25 protein-coding genes are annotated in these 26,420 nt (G+C 67.6%); 13 read left to right on the plus strand and 12 right to left on the minus strand.

Features of this window, described 5'->3' with window-relative positions; all coding sequences use genetic code 11:
• Positions 1 to 2 precede the first annotated feature (2 nt).
• The 6 genes from pcaB to pcaD are packed head-to-tail and all read right to left on the minus strand — an operon-like array spanning position 3 to position 4,632.
• On the minus strand, positions 3 to 1,325 hold the full coding sequence (pcaB, locus tag ACO06P_RS18145; RefSeq protein ID WP_420346629.1) for a 3-carboxy-cis,cis-muconate cycloisomerase: 1,323 nt from the start codon (positions 1,323 to 1,325) through the stop codon (positions 3 to 5).
• A gap of 10 nt (positions 1,326 to 1,335) precedes the next feature.
• A complete protein-coding gene (locus ACO06P_RS18150; RefSeq protein WP_420346630.1) occupies positions 1,336 to 2,190 on the minus strand; it encodes a 3-keto-5-aminohexanoate cleavage protein in 855 nt (284 codons plus the stop codon).
• On the minus strand, positions 2,183 to 2,758 hold the full coding sequence (gene pcaG, locus ACO06P_RS18155) for a protocatechuate 3,4-dioxygenase subunit alpha (protein ID WP_420346631.1): 576 nt from the start codon (positions 2,756 to 2,758) through the stop codon (positions 2,183 to 2,185). Before pcaG ends, ACO06P_RS18150 begins: the two co-directional genes overlap by 8 nt.
• Positions 2,755 to 3,456: a protocatechuate 3,4-dioxygenase subunit beta gene (gene pcaH, locus ACO06P_RS18160; protein ID WP_420346632.1), complete on the minus strand. Its 702-nt coding sequence runs from the start codon at positions 3,454 to 3,456 to the stop codon at positions 2,755 to 2,757. Before pcaH ends, pcaG begins: the two co-directional genes overlap by 4 nt.
• Positions 3,453 to 3,836 carry a 4-carboxymuconolactone decarboxylase gene (gene pcaC / locus ACO06P_RS18165; protein WP_420346633.1) on the minus strand — a complete coding sequence of 128 codons (384 nt, stop codon included), beginning with the start codon at positions 3,834 to 3,836 and terminating at the stop codon, positions 3,453 to 3,455. Before pcaC ends, pcaH begins: the two co-directional genes overlap by 4 nt.
• Positions 3,829 to 4,632 (minus strand): 3-oxoadipate enol-lactonase, encoded by an 804-nt coding sequence (pcaD, locus tag ACO06P_RS18170; protein WP_420346634.1) that lies wholly within the window; start codon positions 4,630 to 4,632, stop codon positions 3,829 to 3,831. Before pcaD ends, pcaC begins: the two co-directional genes overlap by 8 nt.
• 183 nt (positions 4,633 to 4,815) lie before the next feature.
• Here pcaD and ACO06P_RS18175 point away from each other — a divergent pair, with 183 nt between their 5' ends.
• The 3 genes from ACO06P_RS18175 to ACO06P_RS18185 are packed head-to-tail and all read left to right on the plus strand — an operon-like array spanning position 4,816 to position 8,459.
• Positions 4,816 to 6,033, plus strand: a complete 1,218-nt coding sequence (locus ACO06P_RS18175) for a trans-sulfuration enzyme family protein (RefSeq protein ID WP_420346635.1) — start codon at positions 4,816 to 4,818, stop codon at positions 6,031 to 6,033.
• Between the two features lie 4 nt (positions 6,034 to 6,037).
• Positions 6,038 to 7,342 carry an NAD(P)/FAD-dependent oxidoreductase gene (locus ACO06P_RS18180; RefSeq protein ID WP_420346636.1) on the plus strand — a complete coding sequence of 435 codons (1,305 nt, stop codon included), beginning with the start codon at positions 6,038 to 6,040 and terminating at the stop codon, positions 7,340 to 7,342.
• Positions 7,343 to 7,346: 4 nt separating this feature from the next.
• On the plus strand, positions 7,347 to 8,459 hold the full coding sequence (locus tag ACO06P_RS18185) for an iron-containing alcohol dehydrogenase (RefSeq protein WP_420346637.1): 1,113 nt from the start codon (positions 7,347 to 7,349) through the stop codon (positions 8,457 to 8,459).
• Between the two features lie 7 nt (positions 8,460 to 8,466).
• Here ACO06P_RS18185 and ACO06P_RS18190 read toward each other — a convergent pair whose 3' ends face one another.
• Positions 8,467 to 9,663, minus strand: a complete 1,197-nt coding sequence (locus ACO06P_RS18190; RefSeq protein WP_420346638.1) for a zinc ABC transporter substrate-binding protein — start codon at positions 9,661 to 9,663, stop codon at positions 8,467 to 8,469.
• 119 nt (positions 9,664 to 9,782) lie between these two features.
• Between ACO06P_RS18190 and znuC the strand changes: the two genes are divergently transcribed.
• From znuC to ACO06P_RS18215, 5 genes are all read left to right on the plus strand, one after another.
• Positions 9,783 to 10,718, plus strand: a complete 936-nt coding sequence (gene znuC / locus ACO06P_RS18195) for a zinc ABC transporter ATP-binding protein ZnuC (RefSeq protein ID WP_420346639.1) — start codon at positions 9,783 to 9,785, stop codon at positions 10,716 to 10,718.
• Positions 10,708 to 11,535: a metal ABC transporter permease gene (locus ACO06P_RS18200; RefSeq protein WP_420346640.1), complete on the plus strand. Its 828-nt coding sequence runs from the start codon at positions 10,708 to 10,710 to the stop codon at positions 11,533 to 11,535. Before znuC ends, ACO06P_RS18200 begins: the two co-directional genes overlap by 11 nt.
• Entirely contained in the window at positions 11,532 to 11,921 is a 390-nt protein-coding gene (locus ACO06P_RS18205) for a transcriptional repressor (protein WP_420346641.1), read from the plus strand. Before ACO06P_RS18200 ends, ACO06P_RS18205 begins: the two co-directional genes overlap by 4 nt.
• An 11-nt stretch (positions 11,922 to 11,932) precedes the next feature.
• The gene (locus ACO06P_RS18210; protein WP_420346642.1) at positions 11,933 to 12,256 is read left to right on the plus strand and encodes a hypothetical protein; all 324 of its coding nucleotides are present in this window, start codon (positions 11,933 to 11,935) and stop codon (positions 12,254 to 12,256) included.
• Positions 12,257 to 12,353: 97 nt separating this feature from the next.
• Positions 12,354 to 12,878: a peptidoglycan recognition family protein gene (locus ACO06P_RS18215; protein ID WP_420346643.1), complete on the plus strand. Its 525-nt coding sequence runs from the start codon at positions 12,354 to 12,356 to the stop codon at positions 12,876 to 12,878.
• A 22-nt stretch (positions 12,879 to 12,900) separates the two neighbouring features.
• On the opposite strand, the gene ACO06P_RS18220 is transcribed toward ACO06P_RS18215, so the two are convergent.
• Positions 12,901 to 13,785 carry an EamA family transporter gene (locus ACO06P_RS18220; protein ID WP_420346644.1) on the minus strand — a complete coding sequence of 295 codons (885 nt, stop codon included), beginning with the start codon at positions 13,783 to 13,785 and terminating at the stop codon, positions 12,901 to 12,903.
• Between the two features lie 85 nt (positions 13,786 to 13,870).
• On the opposite strand from ACO06P_RS18220, the gene ACO06P_RS18225 reads away from it, so the two are divergent.
• Entirely contained in the window at positions 13,871 to 14,386 is a 516-nt protein-coding gene (locus tag ACO06P_RS18225) for a MarR family winged helix-turn-helix transcriptional regulator (RefSeq protein WP_420346645.1), read from the plus strand.
• A gap of 3 nt (positions 14,387 to 14,389) precedes the next feature.
• Here the strand turns inward: ACO06P_RS18225 and ACO06P_RS18230 are convergent, their stop codons facing one another.
• A complete protein-coding gene (locus ACO06P_RS18230) occupies positions 14,390 to 15,766 on the minus strand; it encodes a DUF3179 domain-containing protein (protein ID WP_420346646.1) in 1,377 nt (458 codons plus the stop codon).
• Positions 15,767 to 16,294: 528 nt separating this feature from the next.
• Between ACO06P_RS18230 and ACO06P_RS18235 the strand changes: the two genes are divergently transcribed.
• On the plus strand, positions 16,295 to 17,164 hold the full coding sequence (locus ACO06P_RS18235; protein WP_420346647.1) for a dienelactone hydrolase family protein: 870 nt from the start codon (positions 16,295 to 16,297) through the stop codon (positions 17,162 to 17,164).
• A 21-nt stretch (positions 17,165 to 17,185) separates the two neighbouring features.
• Here ACO06P_RS18235 and ACO06P_RS18240 read toward each other — a convergent pair whose 3' ends face one another.
• Together ACO06P_RS18240 and ACO06P_RS18245 are read right to left on the minus strand one after the other, a co-directional pair.
• Entirely contained in the window at positions 17,186 to 18,016 is an 831-nt protein-coding gene (locus ACO06P_RS18240) for a citryl-CoA lyase (protein WP_420346648.1), read from the minus strand.
• On the minus strand, positions 18,013 to 19,218 hold the full coding sequence (locus ACO06P_RS18245) for a CaiB/BaiF CoA transferase family protein (protein WP_420346649.1): 1,206 nt from the start codon (positions 19,216 to 19,218) through the stop codon (positions 18,013 to 18,015). Before ACO06P_RS18245 ends, ACO06P_RS18240 begins: the two co-directional genes overlap by 4 nt.
• Before the next feature lie 128 nt (positions 19,219 to 19,346).
• Between ACO06P_RS18245 and ACO06P_RS18250 the strand changes: the two genes are divergently transcribed.
• Positions 19,347 to 20,027 (plus strand): IclR family transcriptional regulator, encoded by a 681-nt coding sequence (locus tag ACO06P_RS18250; protein ID WP_420346650.1) that lies wholly within the window; start codon positions 19,347 to 19,349, stop codon positions 20,025 to 20,027.
• A 176-nt stretch (positions 20,028 to 20,203) separates the two neighbouring features.
• On the opposite strand, the gene ACO06P_RS18255 is transcribed toward ACO06P_RS18250, so the two are convergent.
• Positions 20,204 to 23,635: an acyl-[ACP]--phospholipid O-acyltransferase gene (locus tag ACO06P_RS18255; protein ID WP_420346651.1), complete on the minus strand. Its 3,432-nt coding sequence runs from the start codon at positions 23,633 to 23,635 to the stop codon at positions 20,204 to 20,206.
• A 370-nt stretch (positions 23,636 to 24,005) separates the two neighbouring features.
• Here ACO06P_RS18255 and ACO06P_RS18260 point away from each other — a divergent pair, with 370 nt between their 5' ends.
• Complete coding sequence (locus ACO06P_RS18260; RefSeq protein WP_420349660.1) at positions 24,006 to 24,599, plus strand: carbonic anhydrase; 594 nt, start codon at positions 24,006 to 24,008, stop codon at positions 24,597 to 24,599.
• Positions 24,600 to 24,854: 255 nt separating this feature from the next.
• Positions 24,855 to 26,180 carry a mechanosensitive ion channel family protein gene (locus tag ACO06P_RS18265; RefSeq protein ID WP_420346652.1) on the plus strand — a complete coding sequence of 442 codons (1,326 nt, stop codon included), beginning with the start codon at positions 24,855 to 24,857 and terminating at the stop codon, positions 26,178 to 26,180.
• Positions 26,181 to 26,420: the final 240 nt, after the last annotated feature.

Here is a 26,420-nt window from a genome sequence, read left to right on the forward strand (position 1 = left end):
ACTCAGTCGCTGTCCCTCAGGGCACGGTCGATGAAGCGCTCCGCCATGCCCAGATAGCCTGCAGGGTCGCGCAGGCGCGCCCAGTCCACCGGCGCCTCGGTCATCTCCGCAAGAACGTCCATGAGGTGGCGGCCTGAGGCGGCAGTCTCCTTGCAGGCAACCTTCACCAGCGCCTGGGCCTCGTCGCGGGGCATATGGGCGGAGAGGGCGAAGCTCGCGGCTTCGGCCAGCACCAGTCCCTTGGCCGCGTCCAGGTTGGCGGCCATGTCTGCGGCGTTGACCCGAAGGTCCTCGATCAGCGCGGTCGTTTGCCTGAGGGCCGCGCCGCAGGCCAGCAGCATCTGCGGCAGGATCAGCCATTCCTGCTGCCAGGCAGCGCCGTCGCGCTCCAGCGTGTGCAGGGCCGCCGTCTGCATCTGGCCGGCGAGGCCGGCATTGTGGCGCGCCAGGGCCAGCACGGCGTTGGAGCGCACCGGGTTCGCCTTCTGCGGCATGGTGGAGGAGCCGCCGCCTGTTCCTTCGCTGAGCTCGCCGATGCCGCTCTGGCTGAGAAGGGCGACGTCGCCGGCGATCTTGCCGAGGCTGCCGGTCACCAGCGCCAGCCAGCCGGCCAGTTCCGCCAGGCCGTCGCGCTGGCTGTGCCAGGGCAATGGCGGCACCGCCAACCCCAACTCTTCGGCGAGCGCGGCCTCGACCGCAACGCCCTTGTCGCCAAGGGCGGCCAGGGTGCCCGCCGCGCCGCCGAAGGAGAGGACCTCCAGGCGTGGACGCAGTTCGTCCAGGCGCTTGCGGTGCCGCCGCAGTGGCGCCCGCCAGCCGGCCATCTTCAGGCCCAGGGTCGTGGGCGTCGCCTGCTGCCCCCAGGTGCGTGCCGCCATGACCGTGCTGCGCTCGGCCCGGGCGCGTTGTGACAGGCTTCGGCACAGCCGGGTCAGCCGTTCCTCCAGCAGGTCCAGGACGCGCCGCAGGCGCAGCACCAACGCGGTGTCGATGACGTCCTGGCTGGTGGCGCCCCAGTGCACGAAGCCGGCCGCCTCGCCCCCGACGGCCCGGCGCAGCTCCGCCACCAGACACGGCACCGGAATGCCGTCGCGCGCGGTTGCCTCGGCCAGGACGGCAGGGTCCAGGGTCAGGTTGTCCGCGGCGGCTGTGATCTGCCTTGCCGCACCCTGCGGGATGACACCGCAGCGGGCCTCGGCGCGGGCCAGGGCCGCTTCGAAAGCCAGCATCGTGCGCAACTGTGCGGCGTCGTCGAGCCTGGCCGCGATCTCGGCGTCGGAGAGCAGGCCGCCGTAGAGCCGGCTGTCGAAGGGGAGGGCTGCCATCGCTTTCCGTTCAGGCCGCGTCCGGCAGGTTGAGGATCGCCCGGGCCTCGCGGCAGCTTGCCGGATGCCGTCCGTATTCGTCGCAGAGATTGGCGACCCGGGCCACCAGTTCGGCGTTGCTGGCTGCGAGACGCGACCGGTCGAAGCGGATGTTGTCTTCCAGTCCGGTGCGGCAGTGGCCGCCCATCTCCAGCGCCCAGTGGTTCACCTCAAGCTGACTGCGGCCGATGCCGGCGGCGGTCCAGGTCGCGTCGGGCTGCAGCGCCTTCAACTGCGCCACCTCGAACTCCAGGATTTCACGCCGCGGCGGCAGGGCGTTCTTCAGGCCGAAGACGAACTGTACGTGCAGCGGGGTTTCCAGGCGCTCGTCGCCAGCCATTTCGGCGGCGGCGTAGAGCATGGCGAGATCGAAGACCTCGACCTCCGGCTTTATCCGGTGGCGCAGCATGGTCTCCGCCAGGCTGTCGATCAGATCGGGCGGGTTCTCGTAGATCATGTTGGGGAAGTTCACCGAGCCGGTGGCCAGCGACGCCATATCCGGTGCGTGGTGCAGCATCGCACCCCGCTCTTCCGGCGCGCGCCCGCGCCCGCCGGTGGAGAACTGCACGATCATGCCCGGGCAGTGCCTGCGCACGCCCTCCTGGAAAGCGGCGAACTTGTCGGGGTCAGAGGAGGCGCGCTGTGCTTCGTCGCGCACGTGAACGTGGACGATGCTCGCGCCGGCCTCGAAGGCCTCCTGCGTCGACTCGATCTGCTCGGCGACGGTGATCGGTACCGCCGGATTGTCTTCCTTGCGCGGCACCGAGCCGGTGATCGCCACGGTGATGATGCAGGGCCCCGCCGTGCCTGTTGCGCTGTCAGACATCGAAGAACACGGTTTCCCGCTCCCCTTGCATATGAATGTCGAAGCGATAGGTGCCGGGCTCCACCGCCTCGGCGATCAGCGTCGCCCGACGTTCGGGCTCGACGGCATTCAGCACCGGGTCTTCGGCGTTGGCCGCGGCTTCGTCGGCGAAATAGATCCGCGTATAGAGGTGGCTCAAGAGGCCCCGCATGAAGACGATCACGCAGATGTGGGGCGCCTGACTGTCGTCGACGGCACCGGGCTTGTAAGTGGTGAAGGCGAACTCGTTCTCCGTTCCGCTGCCGGTACCGCAGCGCCCGAAGCCCGTGAAACCGCGATTGCCGCTGTCGCCTGCCCGGAGATAGCGGCCTTCGGGATCGGCCTGCCAGATCTCCAGCATGGCATCGGGGATCACCGCCCCGGCGCCATCGAAGATCTGCCCGACGATGCGAATCTCCCGGCCCTCGGTTGCCGGGTCGCGCAGGTCGGCGGAGGCAAGGCTGCGGAAGGTATAACCGTACTGCTCCGGCGTCAGGCCATAGGCAAAGAAGGGCCCCACGGTCTGCGACGGCGTCTGGCCCCGGCTCATGGTTTCTGCTCCATCGGCGTCTCCTCGCGGCCGCGCAGCACGATGTCGAAACGATAGCCGAGGGCGAAGCCCGCTTCCGTGGTCGACAGATCGAAAGCCGAAACCAGGCGGTCGCGGACTGGCGCCGGCGTGGACTGAAAGATCGGATCGAGGTCCAGCAGCGGGTCGCCCGGAAAATAGAACTGCGTGACCAGCCGGGTGGCGATCGAGGGCCCGAAGAGCGAGAGGTGGATATGGGCGGGCCGCCAGGCATTGTCGTGATTGCCCCAGGGATAGGCGCCCGGCTTGATGGTGACGAAACGGTAGCGCCCTTCGGCATCGGTGACGCAGCGCCCGGCGCCGAAGAAGTTCGGGTCCAGAGGGGCGTCGTGCTGGTCGGCCTTGTGGACGTAGCGTCCGGCGGCGTTGGCTTGCCAGATTTCGATCAGTATGCCGGCCTGCGGACGTTCGTCCTCGTCCAGCACCCGGCCGGAGACGATGATGCGCTCGCCCAGCGGTTCTCCGTCGCGGCGGCCGTTCAGGGTCAGGTCGGCGTCCGCCGGGCTCAGGATCTCGGCGCCGTAAAGCGGTCCGGTCCGTTCCGAAAGGCCCTGTGGCAGCGCAACCAGGGGCTTTGTCGCACCGCGCAGCGCCGTCGACTTGTAGGCCGGATAGATCAGCGGCGGGTGGCTCGACCAGTCTCGCGGTTTGAAGCTCATCCGGCCGCTCCCTCGCCCAGGACGCCCTTGGCGATCTTGAAGGCGCGGTTGGCGGCCGGAACGCCGGCGTAGACCGCGACGTGCAGCAGCGCTTCCTTGATCTCTTCCGGCGTCGCACCTGTGTTGGCGCAGGCGCGCAGATGCATGGCGACCTCCTCGTCGTGTCCGAGCGCGGCGAGCAGCGCGATGGTGATCAGGCTGCGCTCGCGCCGGCTGAGCCCCGGCCGGGACCAGACACTGCCCCAGGCGCCTTCGGTGATGAAGCGCTGGAAGTCGGCGTCGAAGTCCGTCGTCGCGGCCTCGGCGCGGGCGACGTGGTCCTCGCCCAGAACCGCCGCGCGGGTGGTCCGCCCTTTTTTCAGTCGATCGTCGTCAGGCAAGACCGGCCTCCCGCGTGAAGCTCAGGATGTGGTCGCTGACCACCTGCGGCTGCTCGATGCAGGGTAGGTGCCCGGCACCGGCGATGACCTCGCAGCGGGCGCCGGGAATGAGGGCCGTCAGCTCCTGCATCAGCGCCGGCGGCGTCGAGCCGTCCTCCTCGCCCACCAGGCAGAGCGTCGGCACGGCGATTTCCTTGGCCGCCTCGGTGAAGTCGGTGTCACGGATCGCGGCCGAGGTGCCGGCATAGCCGCCCGCGGGGGTGCGGGTCAGCATGTTGCGCCAGCCGGCCAGTTCCACCGGGTCGCCGCTGCGCAACGCCTTGGTGAACCAGCGCCCGAGAATGCCCTCGGCAAGGGACTCGATCCCGGCGGCTTCCACCGCTGCGATGCGGTCGTTCCACAGCCTGTCGTCGCCGATCCTGTGGGCGGTGTCGCAGAGGATGAGGCCGCGCACCAGCTCCGGCCTGCGGGCGTAGAGCCCCTGGGCGATCAGGCCGCCGACCGAGAGCCCGCAGACAACTGCGTTGTCGATCTTCAAGGCGTCCAAGAGCGCCGCAAGATCGCCGACGTGGTCGTCCATCACATAGGGCGTGTTCCCGAGGTCGGAGAGGCCGTGGCCGCGCTTGTCGTAGCGGATGATGCGGAAGGTGTCGCCGAGTCGCGCCACCACCCGGTCCCAGATTCGGAAGTCGGTGCCCAGCGAGTTGGAGAAGACCAGCACCGGTTTGGCCGGGTTTCCACTGTCCCCGCTGTCGCTGAAATGCAGCGTCAGGCCGTTCACCGCCATGAAGCGCATGTCCGTTCGGGCTCCCCTGTTCTTCTTGGTCTTCGATTGCGGCCCCCTTTATTCCACATCTCGGGCTCTATTCAAACGGGCTAGGGACAGGGTCCCAGGCAGGTCTTCCGAGCGGCCTTGACCGAAGTCTGGCGGTATGCCTAGTGGAGGCCAGGAGATCGATTGCAGAGACGAGGCCGGCCCATGAAGCCCGAAGACCGTTCCGTCGTGCGCCGCACGACCCCGCCGCCGTCGGAGACGACGCCGCTGGTGACACCGCTTTTTCCCTCGGTGGTCTATTGCGCCGAGGATGCCGATGCCCTGGACGCCGTCTACGAGGGGCGGGCCGAGGGCTACAGCTACGCCCGCGAAGGCCATCCCAACGCCTCTGTCCTGGCCGACAAGATCTCCTGGATGGAAGGGGCCGGGCAGGAGGGCGTTGGGCAGGGAATCATGACCGCTTCGGGCATGGCGGCGATTTCTGCGGTCTTCCTGGCATTGCTGGAGAAGGGGGATCACATCGTCGCCGGGAACCAGCTCTACGGCCGCTGCCTGCGCCTGCTGAGCCAGGATCTGCCGCGCATGGGCTTCGAGGCAAGCCTGGTCGACGCCTCCGACGTCGCCGCTGTAGAGGCGGCGCTGAGGCCGGAGACAAAGATCCTGCTGGTGGAGGTGGTGGCCAACCCGACGCTGCGGGTCGCCGACATCAAGGGGCTGGCCCGCCTAGCCAAGGAGCGCGGGCTGATCTTCGTCGTCGACAACACCTTCACCACGCCGCGCGCCTTCAAGCCCTTCGACCACGGCGCCGATCTCGTTGTGCACTCGGTCACCAAGCTGCTGGCCGGACACAGCGACGTCACCCTGGGTTACGTCGGGTCGCGCGATCCCGCGCACGCCACCGCGCTCTACGATACGATCACGACCTGGGGGCTGAACGCCAGCCCCTTCGACTGCTGGCTGGCGGAGCGCGGCCTCAACACCTTCGATCTGCGCTTCCAGCGCGCGCAGGAGAACGCCAAGGCCCTGGCCGATCACCTGCGCGGTCTGCCGGGTGTGCTGCGGGTGCTCTATCCCGGCGAGCCGGACCACCCCGACGGGGCTCTGGCCCGTGACCTGCTGCAGGGCAACTTCAGCCACATGGTGAGCTTCGAGTTGGATGCCGACCGCGCGGGCGTCAACGCCTTCGTGCGCGCCGCCGGCAACATCGCCTTCGCGCCAACCCTGGGCGACGTCGGCACGACCATCAGCCATCCGGCCAGTTCCTCCCACCGCGGCCTGACTGTCGAGGGCCGGGCCGCGCTCGGCATCAGCGAGGGCTTCATCCGCGTCTCTGTCGGCGTCGAAGACATCGATCTTCTGACGCGCGAGTTCACCGATGCCGTCGCCGCAGCGCGGCGTGCCGCAACACGAGAGGCAGGATAGCGCCATGGATCAGAGCTACGATGCCATCATCATCGGCGCGGGGGTGATCGGCGCCGCCGTCGGCCTGGAACTGGCGCGCGGCGGACGCAAGACCCTCAACGTCGATGCCCTGCCGGCGGCGGGCTACGGCTCAACGTCCAACTCCTGTGCCATCATCCGGGTGCACTATTCCACCCTGGACGGCACCGCCCTGGCCTACGACGGCTACTTCTACTGGAAGCACTGGGCGGACTACCTGGATTGCCTCGACGAGCGCGGTTTGGCGGTCTTCCACGACTGCGGCTGCCTGGTGATGAAGACGCAGCAGAACGACCGCCTCGCCAAGGTGCTGAAGACCGTGGAGGCCCTGGACATTCCGCACGAGCATTGGGATGCGGAGCAAGTCCGAGCGACGCTGCCCGGTTATGACCTCGCCTGCCACTGGCCGGCCAGGCTGATGACGGATGCCGACTTCGGCGCCCCCACCGGCGGCGCGCTGGAAGGCGGCGTCTATTTCCCCACCGCCGGCTACATCAGCGACCCGCAGCTTGCCTCCCACAACCTGCAGCGCGCGGCTGAGGCTACCGGCGGCACCTTCCTCTTCAACAGGCGCGTGGTCGAGATCCCGGTGTCGCGCGGCCGCGTGGAGGGCGTCGTGCTGGACGACGGCACACGCATTTCAGCACCGGTGGTGGTGAATGTCGCCGGTCCGCACTCGGCCCCGGTGAATCGCCTGGCCGGCGCAGAGGCCGACATGCGCATCACCACCAAGGCCCTGCGCCAGGAGGTGGTCCACGTGAAAGCGCCGGAGGGTCTGGACTTCGAGAAGAACGGCCTGGTGATCTCAGACAGCGACATCGCCTGCTACTGCCGGCCGGAGACCGGCAACCACATTCTGGTGGGCAGCGAGGACCCGGACTGCGACCCGCGGGAGATGGTGGACCCGGATACCTTCAACCGCGACCTCACCGATCAGGCGGTGACCCAGGCCTTCCGCTACGCCCAGCGTCTGCCGGCGCTGAAGGTCTCGCAGAGCCCCAAGGGGGTCGTCGACCTCTATGACGTGACCGAGGACTGGATTCCGATCTACGACCGCTCCTGCATCGACGGCTTCTACATGGCCGTCGGCAGCAGCGGCAACCAGTTCAAGAACGCACCGGTCGCCGGTCGCATGATGGCGGCGCTGATCGACTACTGCGAGGGCGGCGGCGATCACGACGCAAAGCCCCTGCGCTTCAAGCTCAGCAACCTGGACCACAGCATCGACTGCGGCAGCTTCTCGCGCCTGCGCGAGGTCAACCAGGACAGCAGCTTCTCGGTGCTGGGATAAAACGATGGCCACCATCAGCTACCTGACGCGGATCGAGTTCGATTTCGGGCTCGCCGCGAAGCTGCCGGACTTCTGCGCCGAACTTGGCATGAAGCGTCCCCTGCTGGTGACCGATCCCGGACTGACAGCTCTTGGGTTGATCGCGCCCATCGCGCAGCGCTTCGCCGAGGCCCCGGCGACCTTCGATCGGACGCCGGCCAATCCGACGGAAGCCGCGGTGATGGCCGCGCTTGCGGTCTACCAGTCCGAGGGCTGCGATGGGGTGCTGGCGATCGGCGGCGGGTCTTCCATTGACCTGGGCAAGGCGGTGCGGCTGTTGGCCGGGCAGGCGCCGCCGCTGGTGCAGTATGCTGCCGTCGAGGGCGGGGCCGCGCGCATCACCGGTCCGCTGCCGCCCTTGATCGCAGTGCCGACAACGGCCGGTACGGGTTCGGAGGTCGGGCGCGGCGCCGTCATCGTCATGGACGACGGCCGCAAGCTGGGCATTCTCTCGCCGCTGATGCTGCCCTCGCTGGCGGTCTGCGATCCTGAGCTGACGCTGGGTCTGCCGCCGCTGCTGACGGCGGCGACCGGCATGGATGCTCTGGCCCATTGCCTGGAAACCTTTCTCTCCGCCGCCGTCAATCCCCCGGCGGACGCCATCGCCCTGGAAGGACTGGCCCGCGGCTACGCCGCCATTCGGACGGCCGTGACCGACGGCCGGGACCGGCAGGCGCGCTGGGACATGATGATGGCTTCGATGGAGGGGGCCATGGCATTTCAGAAGGGCCTCGGCGCCGTGCACTCGCTCTCCCATCCGCTGGGCGCGTTGCCTGATTTGATGCTTCATCACGGCACGCTGAATGCCGTGTTGCTGCCGGCGGTGCTGCGGTTCAACCGCCCTGCAGTCGGCGGCAAGTGGGACCGGCTGGAGGCGATGCTGGGCGGTGCTCCGGACAGTCAGGTCGCTGTGCTGAATCGGGAGATCGGCCTGCCGGCCGGCCTCTCCGCAATGGGTGTGAGCCGCGACCAGCTACCGGCGATAGCGGCGGCGGCGCTGCTCGACCACTGCCACGCCACCAATCCGCGCGCGGCGAGCGAGGCCGACTATCTGGCGATCCTTGAGGAGTCTTTCTGACCCGCGATCAGCTGCTTTCGCTGAGGCAGTTGCGCAGAGCCTCGGCGTTGCCGCGCATTAGCTTGAAGTACATCTCCGGGCCGTATCCCAGATCGGCGCCCAGGGGGTCCAGGGTTCCGGTTTTTGCCTGCGTGCCCTCGGCCACCACGCCGACCAGCCGCGGTTCGAACTGCGGCTCGGCAAAGATGCAGACCGCGCCCAGTTCGGTGATCTTCTCGCGCATCTCTGCCAGGCGCTGGGCGCCGGGCTGGCGTTCCGGGCTGACGGTGATGGAGCCCACCGCATTCAGCCCGAACTGCCGTTCCATGTACTGATAGGCATCATGAAAGACGATGAAGGGCTTGTCTTTGACGCTTGCCAGCTCGGACGTCATGTCCCTGCCGAGCTGATCCAACCTGCGCAGCAGGATCTCGCGATTGGCGCGGTAGACGCCGCTGTTGTCCGGGTCGGCCTCGATCAGGGCCTCGGCAATGGCGGCCGCCATGGCCCGGGCATTGTCGGGATCGAGCCAGATGTGCATGTCAGTTTCGCCGTGGGCGTGGCCTTCATGACCCTTTGCTTCATGGGCGTGGTCATGGGCGTGGTCGTGGCCATGCTCCTCGTGCCCGTGTTCACCATGGGCGTGTTCTGCGTGCGCGTGTTCCGCTTCAGCATGCTCTTCGTGGCCATGCTCTTCGTGGCCGTGTTCACCATGGGCATGGTCTTCATGCGCGTGTTTCGCTTCAGCATGCTCCTCGTGGTCGTGTCCCTCATGGCCGTGCCCACCGTGCGCATGGTCCTCGTGCGCATGGTCCTCATGACCATGGGCATCGTGGTCTCCATGGTGGTCATGCTCCGCCCAGGGGCCGCCTTCGCGGAACGGCAGCAGCGCGACGTTGGGCGCCTCGGCGAGAGACAGCACCTTGGTATCTCCGGCCAGGGCTTCTATGGGCCCCTCCAGGAAGACCTCCAACTCGTCGCCCACCCAGAACACGACCGCCGCTTTCTCCAGTGCCGCGGCATCGGAGGGCCGCAGGCTGTAGCTGTGGGGCGAGCCACCGCCTTTGACGATCAGGTGTGGCTCCCCGACGCCCTGCATGATGCCGGCGACCAGGGAGTGAACCGGGGCGATGCTGGTGACCACCACGGGCGCCTCGGCTGCGGCCGCCGGAAGGGCGGCGGAAAACAGGGCGGCGAAGGCAACGGAAGAGGCCGGAATGCGCATGGCTAAAAGAGTCCTCATTTAGGGGGCGTCGGCTGGCGAGTGGCTTGCGGCAGGGGCGCCAGGATTGTAATAATATAACGCTTGGAATTTAGCCTGCAACGGGAAACTCTGGAGAGTTCATGGCAGACGTGACGCCGGCGCCGATGCCGGCGGAGAGCGCCGGTAGCGATACACCAAAGCCTGCGGCTCAGGCAGCGGAGGCGCCCTTGATCGAAGCACCCTTGATCGAAGCTCAGGGGCTGGGCGTGCGCGGCCGCGACCGCTGGCTGGTGCGCGGCGTCGATCTGGCCATCCGCCCGGGTGAGATCGTCACCCTGATCGGGCCCAACGGCAGCGGCAAGAGCACCACGGTGAAGGCACTGCTGGGCATTCTTGAAACGGCAGAGGGAAACCTCACCCGCCGCGACGGCCTGCGGATCGGCTATGTGCCCCAGAAGCTCTCCATCGACTACAGCATGCCGCTGACGGTGCGCCGCCTGATGACCCTGACCGGACGGCACGGGCGCGCGGAGATCGACAGGGCGCTCGGCGAGGTGGGCATCGCCCATCTCGCCGAACAGCCGGTGCAGCAGCTTTCCGGGGGCGAGTTTCAACGCGCGCTGCTGGCCCGCGCTTTGATCCGCCGGCCCCAGCTTCTGGTGCTGGACGAACCGGTGCAGGGCGTCGACTTCGGCGGCGAGATCGCGCTTTACGAGCTGATCAGCGAGATCCGCGACCGACTGGGCTGTGCCATCCTGATGATCTCCCACGATCTGCACATCGTCATGGGGCAGACCGACACGGTGATCTGCCTGAACGGCCATGTCTGCTGTTCCGGCACGCCCCAGGCGGTGACCGCCAGTCCGGAGTACCGCGCCCTCTTCGGCTCCCGCGCAGCAGCGGCCCTGGCCGTTTACCGCCACGACCACGATCACGTGCATCTGCCCGACGGACGGGTGGTCGGTCGCGACGACGGCCACGGCCATCATCACCATCACAGCCACCCACATGATCATGAGGCGCCGTCTTCTGAAGAAGGGGCGGCGGCAAAGCGGGACACCCGGGATGCTGGATGACTTTTTCACGAGGGCGCTGATCGGCGGCATCGGCGTGGCCCTGGTGGCGGGGCCGCTGGGCTGCTTCATCGTCTGGCGGCGCATGGCCTATTTCGGCGACACCATGGCGCACTCCGCGTTGCTCGGCGTCGCCTTGGCCCTGCTGCTGGAGGTCAACGTCACCCTGGGCGTCTTCGCCATTGCCGCCGGCGGGGCCATGGCGCTGGTGCTGCTGCAGCGCCAGGCGGTGCTGCCGACCGACGCGCTTCTGGGAATCCTGGCCCACTCCACCCTGGCGCTGGGGTTGGTGCTGGTCTCCTTCATGGCCTGGTTGCGCATCGATCTGCTGGCCTATCTCTTCGGCGATCTGCTGGCGGTGACGCAGACCGACATCGCCCTGATCTACGGCGGCGGTCTGGCCGTGCTGGCGCTCCTGGCTGCGATCTGGCGGCCGCTGCTGGCCGGCACCGTGAGCGAGGAACTGGCCGCGGCCGAGTCCCTCAATCCGGAGCGCGCGCGCCTCATCTTCATGCTGCTCATGGCCGCAGTGATCGCCATCGCCATGAAGATCGTCGGCATCCTGCTGATCACCTCTTTGCTGATCATCCCGGCTGCGACCGCGCGGCGCTTCGCGCCGGGGCCGGAGGCCATGGCTTTCATCGCTTCGGCCCTCGGCATGCTCGCCGTGGTGCTGGGGCTTTTCGGCTCGCTGCAGTTCGACACGCCCTCCGGCCCCTCGGTGGTGGTCGCGGCGCTGCTGCTCTTCCTGCTGTCTTTGTTGTCTCAAGCGCTGCGGCGCGGCTCGCGCCCTGCGGGGTCTCTGGAGAAGACGTCATGACCACGGCCAAGCTGACCCGCAACCAGCAGCTCGTGCTCGACCGGCTCGCGGCCAGCCCGGCTGCGCTCTCGGCCTACGAGTTGCTCGATCAACTGCGGGATGCGGGGCTGCGTGCGCCGGTGCAGGTCTACCGCGCGCTGGAGACCCTCGGGCAAAAAGGACTGGTGCACCGCATCGAGAGCCTCAACGCCTACGTCGCCTGCTGTGCCCACGACCACCAGGCCGCGGCCGGCTTTGCCATCTGCGACGACTGCGGCGAGGTGACGGAGTTCGCCTTTCCGGCCAGCGAAAAGGGGCTGAAGTCCGTTGCCGGCGAGACCGGTTTCGAGACCCGCCACATGACCGTGGAACTGCACGGCCGCTGCGCCGCCTGCGCCTCGCACTAAGGGGCGAGCGTTTGAAACACAGTCCGCATCTGGAGACCTATTGGATCTCCTTTCCACGCGACCCGCATTTGCCGATGGGCATCGGTGTCACCGCGTTTTCGGAGGCGGACGCATTCGCCCTGATTGAGAGCAAGGGCTTCGACGAATGGTTTGAGGGCGCCGCCGAGATCCGAGTCGAGCGTGGAGTGAGAATTCGCGACCTGGATCAGTCAAACATCGCCTCGAACATAGGTCCAATGCAGCTCCGCGGCGTCTGGTATCCAGCGGCGAACGTCGGAATCGGTGCTCCACGGGACAAGATGTATAAGCGGCTGCACAAGGAAGGGGACGACTAGCCGCAATACCGCCCCGTCTCCGCCACATTGCCGGCCTATCCTGCGTGTCGATCGAGGCTTGCGCCGCCGCCGCATCGGCAATCTGGGGAGCAAGGCGATGAAACGCCGGCATTTCCTGCAGGGATCGCTTGCCAGCCTGGCCCTGGCCGGGCTGCCGCTCTACTGGTTCAACCGCTGGGACTATCTGACCATTCATCACAGCGCTGGGGCCTCCGGCGACCTGGCGCTGCTGCGCCGTGTCCATCGCCAGCGCCAGGCCGGCGATCCCGTGAACGAGGTGCCCTATCACTTTCTGGTCGGCAACGGGGAGGGCATCGAGACGGGGGCGGTGGTGCCGAGCGAGCGCTGGTCGCTGCGGCTCTGGGGCGCCCATGTGTCGGCGCGCAACCCCGACCGCAACTTCCGCAGCATCGGCATCTGCCTGATCGGCAACTTCCAGAACGCCGCGCCCTCCGCCGATCAGTATGACGCGACCATCGCGCTCTGCCGCGACCTGATGCGCCGCTTCGATATTGCGGCGGAGCGTGTAACCCTGCACGGGGAAACCCCGGGCGAGGCGACCCTCTGCCCGGGGAAGCTGTTTCCCAGGTCGGAGTTCTTCAAGGACATCGGAAGGACCTGACGCCGTCCTGCCTGCCTTTGGTCTAAGGCCGCCCTGCGGTCGAGGGCGCCAGGCGGCGGAGGCGCAGTCCGGCGAACTGGCTGAGCCAGACGCTGCCCAGAACCGTGACCACCCCGATCATCTGCAGGTCCGTCAGCGACTGGTCGAGCACCAGCCAGCCCAGGACCACCGCGGTCAGCGGGCTGAGGAAGCCGAGGGTCGAGACGACCGAGGGTTCGATGCGGCTGATGCCGCGAAACCACAGGATATAGGTGAAGGCCGCGCCGATGAGGCCGAGATAGACCAGCCCCAGGACGTTCTCGGTGGTGAGGGCCGGCAGCGGCGGCTCGAGCCACAGCGCCAGCGGCAGCAGCAGGAGCCCCCCGGCGGTGAGCTGCCAGGCGGTGAAGGTCAGCAGCGAGACAGGCGGCTGCCACTTGCGGCTCAGCACCGTGCCGGCGGCCATGGAGGCAGCACCGCCGAGCCCGGCGGCAATGCCGACCGGGTCCAGGGCGGCCTCGGGCGTCAGGATCAGCAGCGCCACGCCGGCCATGCCCGCCAGGGCGGCAACGATGGAAAGCGCAAGGACGGGCGATCCCAAGGCAATGCGGGCCAGAAAGATCACGATCAGGGGCTGGACCGCGCCGACCGTCGCCGCGACGCCCCCGGGCAACCGGTAAGCGGCGACGAAAAGCAGCGCCCAGAAGATCGCAAAGTTGAAGGCCCCCAGCAGAAAGACCCGGCCCCACCAGCCGTATTCCGGCAGCCGGCGTGCAATCAGCAGCAGCAGCAGGCCCGCCGGGAGCGCGCGCAGCAGCGCGACCGTGACGGGGTAGCCGTCCGGCAGGAATTCCGTGGTGACGATATAGGTGCTGCCCCAGATCGCCGGGGCCAGGGCCGTGAGGAGCAGGTCTGAAACGCGGGGCATGGATGCCTCCCGGGAGATTATCTTGATATCGAGATAAGTATCGTTTCTCTTGACGTCAAGATAAATCTGCGCGACGACTGATGGCATGGACCACGTCGACAGAATCCTCGCCCAGTGGCGGCGCGAACGCCCCGACCTCGATGTCGACCCCATGGGGCTGATCGGGCGAACGAAACGACTGGCCCTGTTCCTCACCCGCGGGATGGAGAAGACCTGGGCGGACTACGGCCTGAACGACGCCAGTTTCGATGTCCTGGCGACCCTGCGCCGTTCCGGGCCGCCCTTCCGCCTGTCGCCGGGCGCGCTGATGGCCTCGACGATGGTGACCTCCGGCACCATGACGAACCGCATCGATCAGTTGGAGAAGGCAGGGCTGGTGGAGCGGGCCCGCAACCCCGAGGATGGGCGCAGTTTCCTCATTGCGCTGACTGACAAGGGGTTCGATGTCATCGATGCCGCCGTGGCCGCGCATGTGCGCACCCAGGCGGAACTGGTGGCGGGCCTCTCACAGGACGAGCGCCGCCGGCTCGATGCCCTGCTGAAGACCTTCCTGGCGGATTTCGAAGGTGCCGAGAAGGACGCTGAGGGCGGCGACGCCTAGCGCTTACTGCACCGCCACCTCGCCCTCTTCGCCGAGATAGCCGGCCCAGGCAAACCAGTAGGCGACGTGGCCGGGCAGGCGGGCGAGACGCTCTCCGCCGGGGCCGACCAGGGCTTCTTCGGTGACCTGCCAGGACCCGGCCTCCGACTGCAGCTCCGCCAGGCTGTCGCCGCGGGAGAAGGTCTGCCCGTCCCGTCGGTAGGCGCGCACGGTGCGCGTCGCCTCGTCGCCGATCAGCACGATGTCGAGGATGCCGGCGGCGTCGTTGATCACCTGGCCGCCGGCAAAGCGGGTCAGGGGCCAGGCCTTCTCGGTGCCGCTGGAGCGCAGGGCGAAGACGTAATCCTTGGCCTGCAGGTCGTCCTGCCGGACCAGGGCCGGGAACATCAGGTCCGGGCTGGAGAAGTAGGCGCCGTAGGGCGCGCCGGGGCTGTAGTCCCGCGTATGGCCGGTCTCCAGCGACAGTACCCTGGTTTCCGGATTGGCCGCCCGCCAGGCCTGCCAAGAGGTGATGGCCACCGGGCGGGTCTTCAGCTCGATGCCGGAGCCGGTGAGCGCGCCCACCACCGGCCGCCCGGTGAACTGGTTCCAGAGGGAATGGGTCTCCTGGTCGTACATCAGCTTGTTGGAGCGGTAGAGAAAGCCGGAGGAGCCGAAGACGAAGGGCGCGTCGCGCCCCTCCACCGTGGTCTCGAAGAGGATGCCGGAGCCGCAGAGCGTGCAGTAGGCGAGGCTGACCGGCACGCCGCCGACCACATCGTTGAACATCTCGTGCCAGTCCATGATGCGGAGGGGGTAGGCGCGGGCATCGCCGTTGATCTTGACCCCGAAGACCAGTTCCTCGGCTCCCAGGTAGTCCGCTTCGTCGGCCGTGATCAGCGCCGGATTGGTGAGCGCCGGAATGCCGTCCTTCACAACACCGCCCCAGACAATCTCCTCCAGGCGGATCTCGTGCGCCACATCGGGCTGCAGGAAGAAGGCGAAGTTGGGGTCGATGCGCATGTAGAGCGCCGCCTTGAAGATCTCGAAGCCCTCGAAAGGCATGATCTGCGGGTTGGCCTCCTGCCAGAGCATCCACTCGTGCCAGGAGTCCGCGCCCTCGTGGCCGGTGAGTTCGATCAGCGCCTCTTCGATCCCCGGGACGGTGGTGAGAAACCGCCGCGCCTGGATCAGGGCCGGAATCATGTCCTTGCGCCCGCTGGCGCGGATCGCCTCCACCGCGGCGCGGCGCGCCTCGGGATTGCCGGCAAAAAGGCCCAGACTGTGGCCCAGCATCTCTTCATCGGGCTCCGCCGCGGCCTGCGGGGCGGCGGCTGCGGTCAGGGCGAGTGCGGCCCCGAGGGCGAGTGCGGGGAGCAGAGAGCGGCGGTGCGGCGGCATGGCGGGCCCTTCCTTGTGGTCAAAGTCACGCTCTCAGAGATGTGATCATTCGCCGCGGGGGTCGATTCACAGCTCAACACAGTCGCTTGAGCGCTTTCCGAAAACAGGGATTCCCTGGGGTTTTCTTGCCCCCGCCTCCCTTGCCGCAGGCGCTGCGACCCACGCAGGGCGGGAAAATTCCGAGGTAGTGTTCGATTTCTTGTGGGAAATGGCACACCGAGGTCCAGGCGGCCTCCCTATATACCCCTTAACGGACTTCGGAACTCACGGGATCAAGACCATGTCGGGAAAGATGAACGAGTCGACGACCCGCATCTCGGTGGACCATTTCCTGGCCGGCCTCGCCTTCTGGGTCGTGCTGATGGCCGGGATTGCCATCTTCTGAGACGGCGCAGGCTCAAAAAGCCAGCATTGCACCGGGGCTCAACGGCCAATGGCCGCTGAGCCCTTTGTTGTTCCAGCAGCCGCTCCCTGTTCGACCGCAAATCCACGGTGGTAGCCTGTCAGCTCCCAATCGAGGAGTTGACGGTGGCGCGCATCCTTGGCCTTTTGGTTGTTGTTCTGGCCATCCAGGGCCGTGCCTTGGCGGACGAGCCGCTGCGCTTCACTTCGCTCGACGGCGTTACCGAACTGACCGCCCAGCTCTATCAGCCGGAGGCACAGCCGCCCTTTCCGGCGCTGGTGCTGCTCCATGGATGCAGCGGTCTGGGGCCCGGCGGTGGGATTCCCGCAATCTATGCGGCCTGGACCAGGGTTCTGGTGGAGCGCGGCTATGCCGTTCTGCTTGTCGACTCCGCAGGGCCGCGGGGCTTCGGGGAAACCTGCGGGCGCGGGCCGGAGCGCTCCACCATGTACCGCGACCGTCCGAAGGATGCCTACGCGGCGCTTGCCTTTCTGCAGGCCTCCGACTTCGTCCGGCCCGACCGAGTCGGGCTGATCGGGTGGTCCCAGGGCGGCGCCGCCGTGCTGCTTTCCATCGTCCGCGAGAGCATCGGCCGTCCGGCGCCGCCGCCGCGGCACGACTTCCGCGCGGCGGTCGCCTTCTATCCCGGCGTCTGCGACGAAGCCCGGCAGTCGGCGCCCTTCACCCGGGTGAAGCCCGGAACCTGGACCACGGAGGTTCCTCTCCTGGTGCTGCAGGGCGAGGCCGACAACTGGACGCCGGCTGCCGCCTGCAGGGCTTTCATAGCGGCGGCCGCGGAGCGTGGCGCTCCGGTGGCGATCCATCTCTATGCCGGCGCCCTGCACGGCTTCGACGCACCGAACCTGTCGCGCCGCGCGCTGCCACTGCATCGAATGGCGAGCGGGATCGTGCCCTCGGTCGGCAGCGACCCGGCGGCCAGGGCCGATGCCCTCGAAAGGGTTCCGGCCTTTCTGGACCGCTGGCTGAAAGACTGACGCAGTCTAGGTCTGCTCTGTCTAGGTCTGTTCTGGGACCGGCCTTGGCACCGGGCCGTCGTAGCGCCAGAGGCGTTCACGCGGCAGCGGGCCCTTGTTGCGCAGGCCCGACTGCGATTCCTCCCAGGCGTGGGCGAGGATGCCGACGGAGCGCGACAGGCAGAAGAGGCCGCGGGCGAGTGGCGCCGGGAAACCCAGCTCCCCATAGATCACCGCCGTTGCCCCGTCGATGTTCAAAGGGATCGCCTTGCCTTTGCGCGCCGCCAGCGCCGTCTCCAGGGTGCGGGCGATGGCGGCGAAGCGCCCGCCGACGCTGCCCTGTTCCGCGTAGTGGTCAACCATCTCCAGCAGGCGCGGGGCGCGGGGGTCGACCGGGTGGAAGCGATGCCCGAAGCCGGGCAGGAAGCGCCCGTCGCCGGCAAAGAAGGCCTCGAGCTCAGCCGCGCAGGCGTCCTCCAGGGTCGCGCCGGCTTCGATACGCGCAGCGATGCGCTGATAGATCTCCAGCGCCTGTTCGCCGGCACCGCCGTGGACATCGCCCAGCACGTTGACGGCGGAGGCCATGGCGTTGTTCAGGCCCAGGCCGCAGGTCGCGGCCATGCGGGCGATGGCGATGGAGGGCGCCTGCGGCCCGTGATCGACGGCGGCCATCAGGGCGATGTCCAGAAGCTCGGCCTGCTCGCGTCCCGGCAGCTCGCCGCGCAGCAGCAGCCAGATCATCTGCGAGAAGGACGCCCGCCCGATCAGCTCCTCGATGGCGTAGCCGCGGTAGCGGATGACGCCCGGCTCCATCTCGATGATGGCGGTCGACCACCAGTCGGACTCTGCGGTCTTGCTGTCTTCTGTCGTCATAGCACCTTCTCCTCCGACAGGCGGTCGATCTCTTCCGCGCCGAGCCCCAGCTCTGCCAGGATGTCCCGGGAGTGTTCGCCGAGGCGCGGCGGCGGCGCGCTCACCGCCGGGGCCGCGCCGTTGATCTTGACGCCGCTGCGCACCACGCGGATGTCGCGCCCGACGCCCGCCGCGTTTTCGAAAGTGGCGACCATGCCGCGGTCGCGCACTTGCGGCTCATTCAGCGCTTCCGGCACCGTCAGCACCCGCCCGGCGGGCACACCCTCTGTGTTCAACGCCTGCTGCCAGTCGGCGGCGGAGCGGGCCGCCAGCGCCTCTTCCAGGATCCGCTTCAGCTCCTGGCGGTTTGCCAGGCGGTCCTGCCGGGCGGCGAAACGCGCGTCTGCTGCAAGCTCGGGGCGGCCCAGCACGCGGCAGACCGCCTCGAACTGTTCCTGCTTGTTGGCAGCGATGTTGAGCAGGCCCTCGCCGGTTCGGAAGGTGCCGGAGGGGCTGGCGGTGAAGTTCTCGTTGCCCAGCGGCTCCGGCAGGCGCCCGGCGATCAGGAAGTTGGAAACCACCCAGCCCATGGTGGCCAGCGTCGCCTCCAGCATGGAAACGTCGATGAAGCAGGGCTCTTCGGCGCCGGCACCGCGCCGGGCGAGGGCCGCCGCAATCGCAAAGGCCGCCGTCATGCCGCCGATGGTATCGGCAATGGGGTAACCCACCCGGTAGGGCGCGGTTTCCGCGTCACCAGTAATGGACATGACGCCGGACATGCCCTGGATGATCTGGTCGTAGGCCGGCAGGTTGCGCAAAGGCCCCTCCTGGCCGAAACCGGAGATGGCGCAATAGATCAGGTTGGGCCGGTCCTGCTTCAAAGTCTCGAAGCCGAGCCCCAGGCGCTCCATGACGCCGGGACGGAAGTTCTCCACCACCACGTCGGCGGTGGCGGCGAGGCGGCGGAACAGCGCCTTGCCCTCCGCGTGCTTCAGGTTGAGGGTGAGAGAGCGCTTGCCGGCGTTCTGCGCCAGGAAGGAGACGCCCATGTGCCGGGCGTTCAACGCCGCATCCGCGCCCAGTTGACGGGCCAGATCGCCGCTGCCCGGCACCTCCACCTTGATCACCTCGGCCCCCAGATGAGCCAACTGGTGGCAGCAGAAGGGTCCGGCCAGCACGTTGGTGAGGTCGAGCACCCGGACGCCGTGCAAACAGGGGGTCATCGTTTCCAGCCTTTCTTCGGCAGCATTCTGCAGGGAGTCGTTGTGCCAGATATTCTGTTCACCGCAACAAAATGCCCTATAATCCACCTTATTTGTTCTGTCAGACAGAACTTCAGGGAGTATGCGGCATGGCGGCCCAGGACCGCGTGGAGTCGGTGGAACGGGCGCTGACGATCCTGGAGGCCTTTGCCGAGGGGGAGGCGGCGCTGAGCCTCGCCGCCCTGGCCGAGCGCACGGGCTTCTACAAGAGCACGATCCTGCGTCTCAACGGCTCACTGGAGCGTTTCGGCTATCTGACGCGCGGTGCCGACGGCCGCTACCGCCTGGGGCCCAGCCTGGCCCGCCTCGGCGGTCTCTACCGGGACGAGAGCGACCTGGAGGCGCTGCTGCGCCCGGTCCTGCGCCGCCTGCGCGACGACAGCGGGGAGACGGCGTCCTTCTACGTCCGCAGCGGCCTGACCCGCACCTGCCTCTACCGGGAAAACTCGCTGCGCGAGCTGCGCCACCATCTGGAGGAAGGCGCGCGCCTGCCGCTTGCTTTGGGGGCGGCGGGCAAGGTGCTGCGCGCCTATGGTGGCGAGGACGACCCGGCCCTGCAGCGGGTGCGCCGCGACGGCTATGCCCTCTCGCTCGGCGAGCGCGACCCCCATCTCGCCGCCGTTGCGGTTCCGCTGAGCGACGACGGCGGTCGCCTGCTGGGGGCGCTCTGCCTCTCCGGCCTCGCCGCCCAGTTCGGCCTGGGGCACCAGCGGCGCTGCCGCGCCCTCCTCAGCGCCGCGGCGGCGGATCTGGAGGCCGCGCTCCGCTAGCCGTACTCCAAAATACGCATGAGAGGCTTCAGGCAGCGATTGACCTCGTACTTCGAGACGCTGCGCTCCTCAGTATGAGGTCAATCCCTTCTATCTCTTTCCTCACCCTGAGGAGCGGCCCGCCGGGCCACGTCTCGAAGGGTGATGCAGTCTTCTTCAACCTCATGCTCGTCTCCTCACGCCGCCATGGCCGGCGCCAGCAGCTTCTGGGCCCCGGCGTAGTCGACCTTGCCGCTGCCCAGCAGCGGAATGGTTTCGACCGGACGCAGCTCGCGTGGCAGGGCGATCTCGGCGAAGCCCTTCTCTCTGGCATGGGCGCTGAGGGCCGCGAGCGGGCGCTCGGTGCCGTCGCTTTCCACCAGCAGGACGACCTGCTCGCCCTTGCGCGGGTGCGGGATCGCCAGCGCCACCAGATGCGCCTCCGGCCAGACTTCCGCAGCCAGCGCTTCGACCGCGGCCAGGGAGACCATCTCGCCGCCCACCTTGGCGAAGCGCTTGGCGCGGCCGCGGATGGTGATGAAGCCGTCGTCGTCCAGGGTGACGATGTCGCCGGTGTCGTGCCAGCCGTCCGCCGGCGGCTCCAGCACGCCGGGCGCCTCGGCGCGCAGGTAGCCCAGCATGACGTTGGGGCCGCGGACCTGCAGACGCCCGCCTTCCTCGATGCCGGGCACCGGGACGATGCGCAGGTCCATGCCCGGCAGCAAACGGCCGGCGGCCCCCGCGCGGTTCTTCATCGGCGTGTTGACGGCCAGGACCGGCGCCGTCTCGGTGACGCCGTAGCCCTCCAGCAGGCGGACGCCGAACTTCTCCGACCAGGTGCGCCGGGTCTCCGGGCGCAGCCGCTCGGCGCCCGCGAAGACGAGGCGCAGGCTGTAGAAGTCGTAGGCGTGTGCCAGGCGCGCGTAGCCGCTGAGGAAGGTGTCAGTGCCGAAGAGAATGGTGGCATTGGTGTCGTAGGCCACCTCCGGCACGATGCGGTAGTGCAGCGGCGAAGGATAGAGGAAGGTCTTCACGCCGGAGAGCAGAGGCAGCAGCGTACCGGCAGTGAGGCCGAAGGAATGGAACATCGGCAGCACGTTCAGCACCCGGTCCTCCCGGCTGAAATCGACCATGGCCGAGACCTGATGACGGTTGGCCTGGATATTGGCATGGCTGAGCACCACGCCCTTCGGGAGCCCCTCGGAACCTGAGGTGAACAGCACCACCGCCTCGTCGTCGGCCTGAACCCGATGCAGGCCGGCCAGACGCAGGGCCAGACGCGGGAAGGTCGCCTTGGCCAGCGCGGCCATCCGGGCCAGCGGGCCGATGGCCGGACGGATGTCCTCCAGGTAGACGACCTCGGCAAGCTTGGCGATCTCCTCGGCCAGGCCCTCCAGCCGCGCCTTCTGGATGAAGCGCCGCGATGTCACCACCGCGCGGATCTGTGCCGCTTCCAGGGCGGCACGCATACCGGCGGCGCCGGCGGTGAAGTTCAGCATGGCCGGCGTCTTGCCGCTGGCGTGACAGGCGAAGAAGCTGATCACGGCGGCATTGGCGTTGGGCAGCAGCAGGCCCAGGCGTTTCTCTTCCCGAAAGGCCTTCTTGAAGCGGGCGCCGAGGGCAAAGGCGCCGGCCAGGATGCGGCGATAGCCGAGCGGCCGGCGCTCGATATCTTCCAGCACTTCCAGCTTGCCGTGCAGGTCCTTGGCCTCGATCAGGCTCTGCAGCAGGGTCTTCTCGCGGGCGCTGGTCTCGAAAACCATCTCGGTCATGATGTCGTGCAGCTGGGTGCCGGCATGGGCGCGGCGCGCGCGCCCGCGCAGGGTCTCCGGCACGTCGATGCGGCGCGGCGGCAGCACCGAGAGCGAGATCTTCGGCAGCAGACGGCGGCGCAGCTTGCCCTTCAGGCGCGAGAACAGCGTGTACTGGGCGCCGTCGATGCGCAGCGGGATGACGGGCGCGTTGCTGCGGTCGGCAATCAGCGCCGGCCCGTCATAGATCTTCATCAGCGCCCCGGTCACGGTCAGGCGGCCTTCCGGGAAGATCACCAGACGGCGCTTCTGGTCGCGTACCAGCTTCACCATGGCCCGCACGCTCAAGGGGCTGGCCGGGTCGACGGGAATCAGGTCGGCGAAGAGGAAAGCCGGGCGTACCCACCAGCGCCTGGCGACAAAGGCGTTGATGGCGAAGGCCGGCTTGCCGGGCAGCAGGCAGGCCAGCAGGATCGCGTCGAGGTAGGAGGTGTGGTTGGCGATCACCACCGCCGGGCTGCGCCCGTCGCCGTAGTGCTCAAGGCCCGCGATCCGCGCACCGAAAAGCCAGCGCAGGGCGGTGGCGCCCAGGGCCTTCATCACCTCGCCGGGGATCAGGCGGATCACATAGAGGGTGACGCAGAGATTGGCGATGCCGAGCAGCAGCAACAGCGTCTGCACCTTCACCCCCAGCGCCAGCAGCAGGGTCGTCAGCCCCAGCAGCGCGACCATGATGAGGCCGTTGAGGATGTTGTTGCCGGCGATGGCGGAGGAGCGGGTCTGCTGGCGCGCGCGGGCCTGCAGCAGGGTGTAAAGCGGTACCGTGAAGACGCCGCCGAAGGCCGCCAGCGCCGCCATGTCCAGCGCGATGCGCAGGCCCGCCCAGGACGAGAAGAAGGCGGCGAAACCGACTTCGCCGGGGACGGTTACGGCCAGGCTGAAGGCCTCCACCGCAAAGGAGAGGTCGATCAGGCAGAGCGCCATGCCCAGGGCGCCGAGCGGAACGTGGCGGGCCGAAACCTCGCCCTTCAGGAGGCGGGTCACTGCTGCGGCGCCGGCGGCGATGCCGACCACGAAACCGCCGATCAGGGTGTTGGCGACGTGGGCCGAGACGTTGAGGTCGCGGCGGGCGATATCCGGAAAGATCGAAATCACGATCAGGCCGACCGCCCAGAACCAGGAGATGCCGATGGCCGAGCGGAAGAGGGTCAGCCGCGCGCGCACGGTGCTGAGCGCAGACAGGGTGTTCTGCAGCGGGGCGAAGCGGTAGGGCGCGGCGTCCGGTGCCGGCCGCGCGCTGGGCACGAAGCGGGCGATGACGGAGGCGGCGATCGCGATGCCCAGCAGGCAGGCGACGACCACCTCGATCAGGCCCTTGGCGGCCAGGAACCCGCCGAAGAGCGTGCCGCTGAGGATCGCCACGAAGGTCGAGGCCTCGACCAGCGCGTTGGCCTTGATCAGCCGGTCCTCGGGCAGGTGCTGCGGCAGGATCGCGTACTTTGCCGGGCTGAAGAAGGCCGATTGGCTGGCATAGGCGAACATGGCCAGCAGCACCAGGGCCGACTCGCCGGTGAAGAGCGCGGCGCCGGCGAGCAGCGCCAGGGGAATCTCCGCAAGCCGCGTGGCCCGCACGATCTTCGCCTTGTCGCAGGCATCGGCCAGTCTGCCGGCGCTGCCGGAAAACAGCAGCAGCGGCACCACATAGGCCGCTGTGCCGATCATCAGGGAGATGGCCGGCGGCGTGCCGAAGAGGGAGAGCCCCTGGAAAGCGACCAGGAAGGCAAAGGCACTCTTCAGCAGGTTGTCGGTGAAAGCCCCGAAGGCCTGAACGCAAAAGAGCGGCACGAAGTTGCGGCTCTGCAGAATCGACGAGACCATGACAGTTCCCCTGTTGCGATGGCGCGGCGCCGGCCACTCGCCGGAACCGCCGAAACCCCCTGGGCCGAAACGGCTAATTGAACATCGTTCATTTATTTGGGATTGAAATGAACGATGTTCAATAAAAATCTTCGAGGCCACAGCAAAATGTATAAACTATTGATTTTAATAATTTTTATGGTCTATTAGGGTTCACTGTTCCAGGTGCCCAGGGTCCCTGTGGGCGGCTGGAGCCTGCTGGATCGACGGGCGCGGACTGATTACTCTGGTGCTTCCGGCCCAGAGACCGGCCCAGAGACCGGCACCGGGGGATCCGGCGGTGTGGCGGCCGGGGCCCGCCGTGGGCAGAGAGGGGGTATTCGTGGTTCAGATGCTGATGAAACGCAATCTCGAGTGGGCAGACGAGCGGGTGGCCCAGGATCCGGACTACTTCCGGCGTCTGATGGAGATCCAGCGGCCACGCTATCTCTGGATCGGCTGCTCCGACAGCCGCGTGCCCGCCAATGTGATCGCCGGGCTGGAGCCGGGCGAGGTCTTCGTCCACCGCAATGTGGCCAACCTCCTGCATCCGGGCGACCTCAACGGCCTCTCGGTGATCCAGTATGCGGTTGAGGACCTGCAGGTGCAGCAGATCATCGTCTGCGGCCACTACGGCTGCGGCGGCGTCAGCGCCGCCCTGGACGGCCGGCGCCACGGTCTGCTCGACCACTGGCTGCAGCCGATCCGCGACACGGCGGAGCATTCGGCGGAGGAACTTGAGAAAATCGCCGACGGCCAACAGCGGCTGCAGCGGCTCTGCGAACTGAACGTGATGGATCAGGTCAAGCGGGTCGCCGAGACCCCGATGGTCAAGGATGCCTGGAGCCGTGGCCAGCCGTTGGAAGTCCATGGGCTGATTTACGCCTTGAGCGACGGGCACCTGCGCAACCTCGGCTGCAGCCAGCCGGCAGAGCACAGCGGATAGATCTGCGCCCCTACGAAGACCCTCCCCCTCACGATGGTGTCTCGGCGTTCTTGCGAAGATCGGTCTGGTGGAGCTTGACGGCTGGCGGAAGGCGGAATCGCGCGCACCGTCTTAGGGGCAGGATCTCCCCTCATCGCGGCGATGCGTTCGCCGTTGCGGCCCAACTCTGGCAGGCATCTGCAACTGCCTTCGAGTGCACCTGTGCGGCCCGGCACCGGTTATGATGGCCGGAGTTGCAGGAGAAGGACGGAGCCAATGGAACAGTTTCTCGACCCGGGGCGGATTGCCACCGAACTTCAGGCCCTTTCGGACTGGTTTCTGCAGAACGTGGCCAACTTCTGGTCGCTGCTCCAGGTGGTGGTTCTCCTGGCCCTGTTTGGTATCGCCGCCGTTCTTGGGCGTCGCCTGCGCCCGGCGGTGGCAGCGTGGCTCGAGCGCGCGGCTGTTCCCACCCGCTTTGCCGCGCAGGTCAAGGTGCTGCCGGCTGTGCTGACGCCGCTGATCTACCTGCTGATGTTGTGGCTGGCCATCGGGATCATGCAGCAAAGTACCTGGCCGAGCCGCAGCTATCTGCTGAGTGTCGTCGCCAGCCTGCTGACGGCCTGGGTTGTCATCCGCCTTTTCACCACCTTCGTGCGCAATCCCGCACTGGCGAAAACCCTCGCGGTCTGCGCCTGGACCATCGCCGCCCTCAACATCACTGACCTGCTGGATCCGACCGTCGCCCTGCTGGATTCGCTTGCCATCACCTTTGGCGAACTGCGGGTGTCCCTGCTGACGATCGTCAAAGGCGTGCTGACCCTGGCCGTCTTCCTCTGGGTCGCCGCTGCGCTGTCGCGCTTCCTGGAGAAGCGGATCAACCGTGTCTCGGACCTCACGCCCTCGGTGCAGGTTCTGCTCGGCAAACTGCTGAAGATCACCCTGATCACTCTGGCGGTCGTCATCGCCCTCAACTCGGTGGGGATCGATCTGACGGCCCTGGCGCTGTTCTCCGGTGCCGTCGGGGTCGGCATCGGCTTCGGCCTCCAGAAGGTGGTTTCCAACCTGATCAGCGGGGTCATCCTGCTGCTCGACAAGTCGATCAAGCCGGGCGATGTCATTGAACTGGGTCCGACCTTCGGCTGGATTCCGTCTCTTGGCGCACGTTACGTCTCGGTCGTCACCCGCGACGGTAAGGAGTATCTGATCCCAAACGAGGACCTGATCACCCAGCACGTGGTGAACTGGTCCTTCACCGACGAGCTCGTGCGCATGGAGATCACCTTCGGCGTTTCTTACGCCTGTGATCCGCACGAGGTACGCCGCATCGCCCGTGAAGCCGCGGCAACGCCGGCGCGGGTGTCGCGGGACCAGCCGCCGGTCTGCCATCTGACCGGCTTTGGCGACAGCTCGCTGGACTTCGTGCTGCGCTTCTGGATTACCGATCCTCAGGACGGTGTGGCCAACATCAAGGGCCAGGTGCTTCTGGCGGTCTGGGACGCCTTCAAGCAGCACAGCATCGAGATCCCCTATCCGCACCGTCATCTCATCATCAAGGACGCCATCCCGGTGGAGACCCGGGCGCAACCCGCCGGGACCTGATGCCGGAACCTGATGCCGGAACCTGATGTTGGACCGCGAAAGTCCGGCGGTCGATCAACGAATCCCGTGAGAGTGCGGCCCGGACCTGTCGGCTGCGAACCGGAAGCGCATCGCTGACTCCCCCCTGCGGCGTGGCGCCCGGAACAGCGCCGCCGACAGCCTTCCCCTAAAAATTATTCTCCATGCCTGCATCCGGATCGCGCGGGCGGGCCGTTAGGGCTATCAGAAGGCGCGATCGTG

The sequence above is a fragment of the Pelagibius sp. genome (assembly GCF_965227505.1).
Classification (GTDB): Bacteria; Pseudomonadota; Alphaproteobacteria; order Kiloniellales; family Kiloniellaceae; genus Pelagibius.

Coding starts and splice junctions, on each gene's coding strand:
- ACO06P_RS18265 (WP_420346652.1), top strand. CDS start 24,855: ATGGAACAGTTTCTCGACCCGGGGCGGATTGCCACCGAACTTCAGGCC.
- pcaG (WP_420346631.1), bottom strand. CDS start 2,758: ATGAGCCGGGGCCAGACGCCGTCGCAGACCGTGGGGCCCTTCTTTGCC.
- ACO06P_RS18205 (WP_420346641.1), top strand. CDS start 11,532: ATGACCACGGCCAAGCTGACCCGCAACCAGCAGCTCGTGCTCGACCGG.
- ACO06P_RS18215 (WP_420346643.1), top strand. CDS start 12,354: ATGAAACGCCGGCATTTCCTGCAGGGATCGCTTGCCAGCCTGGCCCTG.
- ACO06P_RS18250 (WP_420346650.1), top strand. CDS start 19,347: ATGGCGGCCCAGGACCGCGTGGAGTCGGTGGAACGGGCGCTGACGATC.
- ACO06P_RS18200 (WP_420346640.1), top strand. CDS start 10,708: ATGCTGGATGACTTTTTCACGAGGGCGCTGATCGGCGGCATCGGCGTG.
- ACO06P_RS18225 (WP_420346645.1), top strand. CDS start 13,871: ATGGACCACGTCGACAGAATCCTCGCCCAGTGGCGGCGCGAACGCCCC.
- pcaH (WP_420346632.1), bottom strand. CDS start 3,456: ATGAGCTTCAAACCGCGAGACTGGTCGAGCCACCCGCCGCTGATCTAT.
- ACO06P_RS18260 (WP_420349660.1), top strand. CDS start 24,006: ATGCTGATGAAACGCAATCTCGAGTGGGCAGACGAGCGGGTGGCCCAG.
- znuC (WP_420346639.1), top strand. CDS start 9,783: ATGGCAGACGTGACGCCGGCGCCGATGCCGGCGGAGAGCGCCGGTAGC.
- ACO06P_RS18190 (WP_420346638.1), bottom strand. CDS start 9,663: ATGCGCATTCCGGCCTCTTCCGTTGCCTTCGCCGCCCTGTTTTCCGCC.
- ACO06P_RS18245 (WP_420346649.1), bottom strand. CDS start 19,218: ATGACCCCCTGTTTGCACGGCGTCCGGGTGCTCGACCTCACCAACGTG.
- ACO06P_RS18180 (WP_420346636.1), top strand. CDS start 6,038: ATGGATCAGAGCTACGATGCCATCATCATCGGCGCGGGGGTGATCGGC.
- ACO06P_RS18220 (WP_420346644.1), bottom strand. CDS start 13,785: ATGCCCCGCGTTTCAGACCTGCTCCTCACGGCCCTGGCCCCGGCGATC.
- ACO06P_RS18255 (WP_420346651.1), bottom strand. CDS start 23,635: ATGGTCTCGTCGATTCTGCAGAGCCGCAACTTCGTGCCGCTCTTTTGC.
- pcaB (WP_420346629.1), bottom strand. CDS start 1,325: ATGGCAGCCCTCCCCTTCGACAGCCGGCTCTACGGCGGCCTGCTCTCC.
- ACO06P_RS18230 (WP_420346646.1), bottom strand. CDS start 15,766: ATGCCGCCGCACCGCCGCTCTCTGCTCCCCGCACTCGCCCTCGGGGCC.
- ACO06P_RS18150 (WP_420346630.1), bottom strand. CDS start 2,190: ATGTCTGACAGCGCAACAGGCACGGCGGGGCCCTGCATCATCACCGTG.
- ACO06P_RS18175 (WP_420346635.1), top strand. CDS start 4,816: ATGAAGCCCGAAGACCGTTCCGTCGTGCGCCGCACGACCCCGCCGCCG.
- pcaD (WP_420346634.1), bottom strand. CDS start 4,632: ATGCGCTTCATGGCGGTGAACGGCCTGACGCTGCATTTCAGCGACAGC.
- ACO06P_RS18185 (WP_420346637.1), top strand. CDS start 7,347: ATGGCCACCATCAGCTACCTGACGCGGATCGAGTTCGATTTCGGGCTC.
- ACO06P_RS18240 (WP_420346648.1), bottom strand. CDS start 18,016: ATGACGACAGAAGACAGCAAGACCGCAGAGTCCGACTGGTGGTCGACC.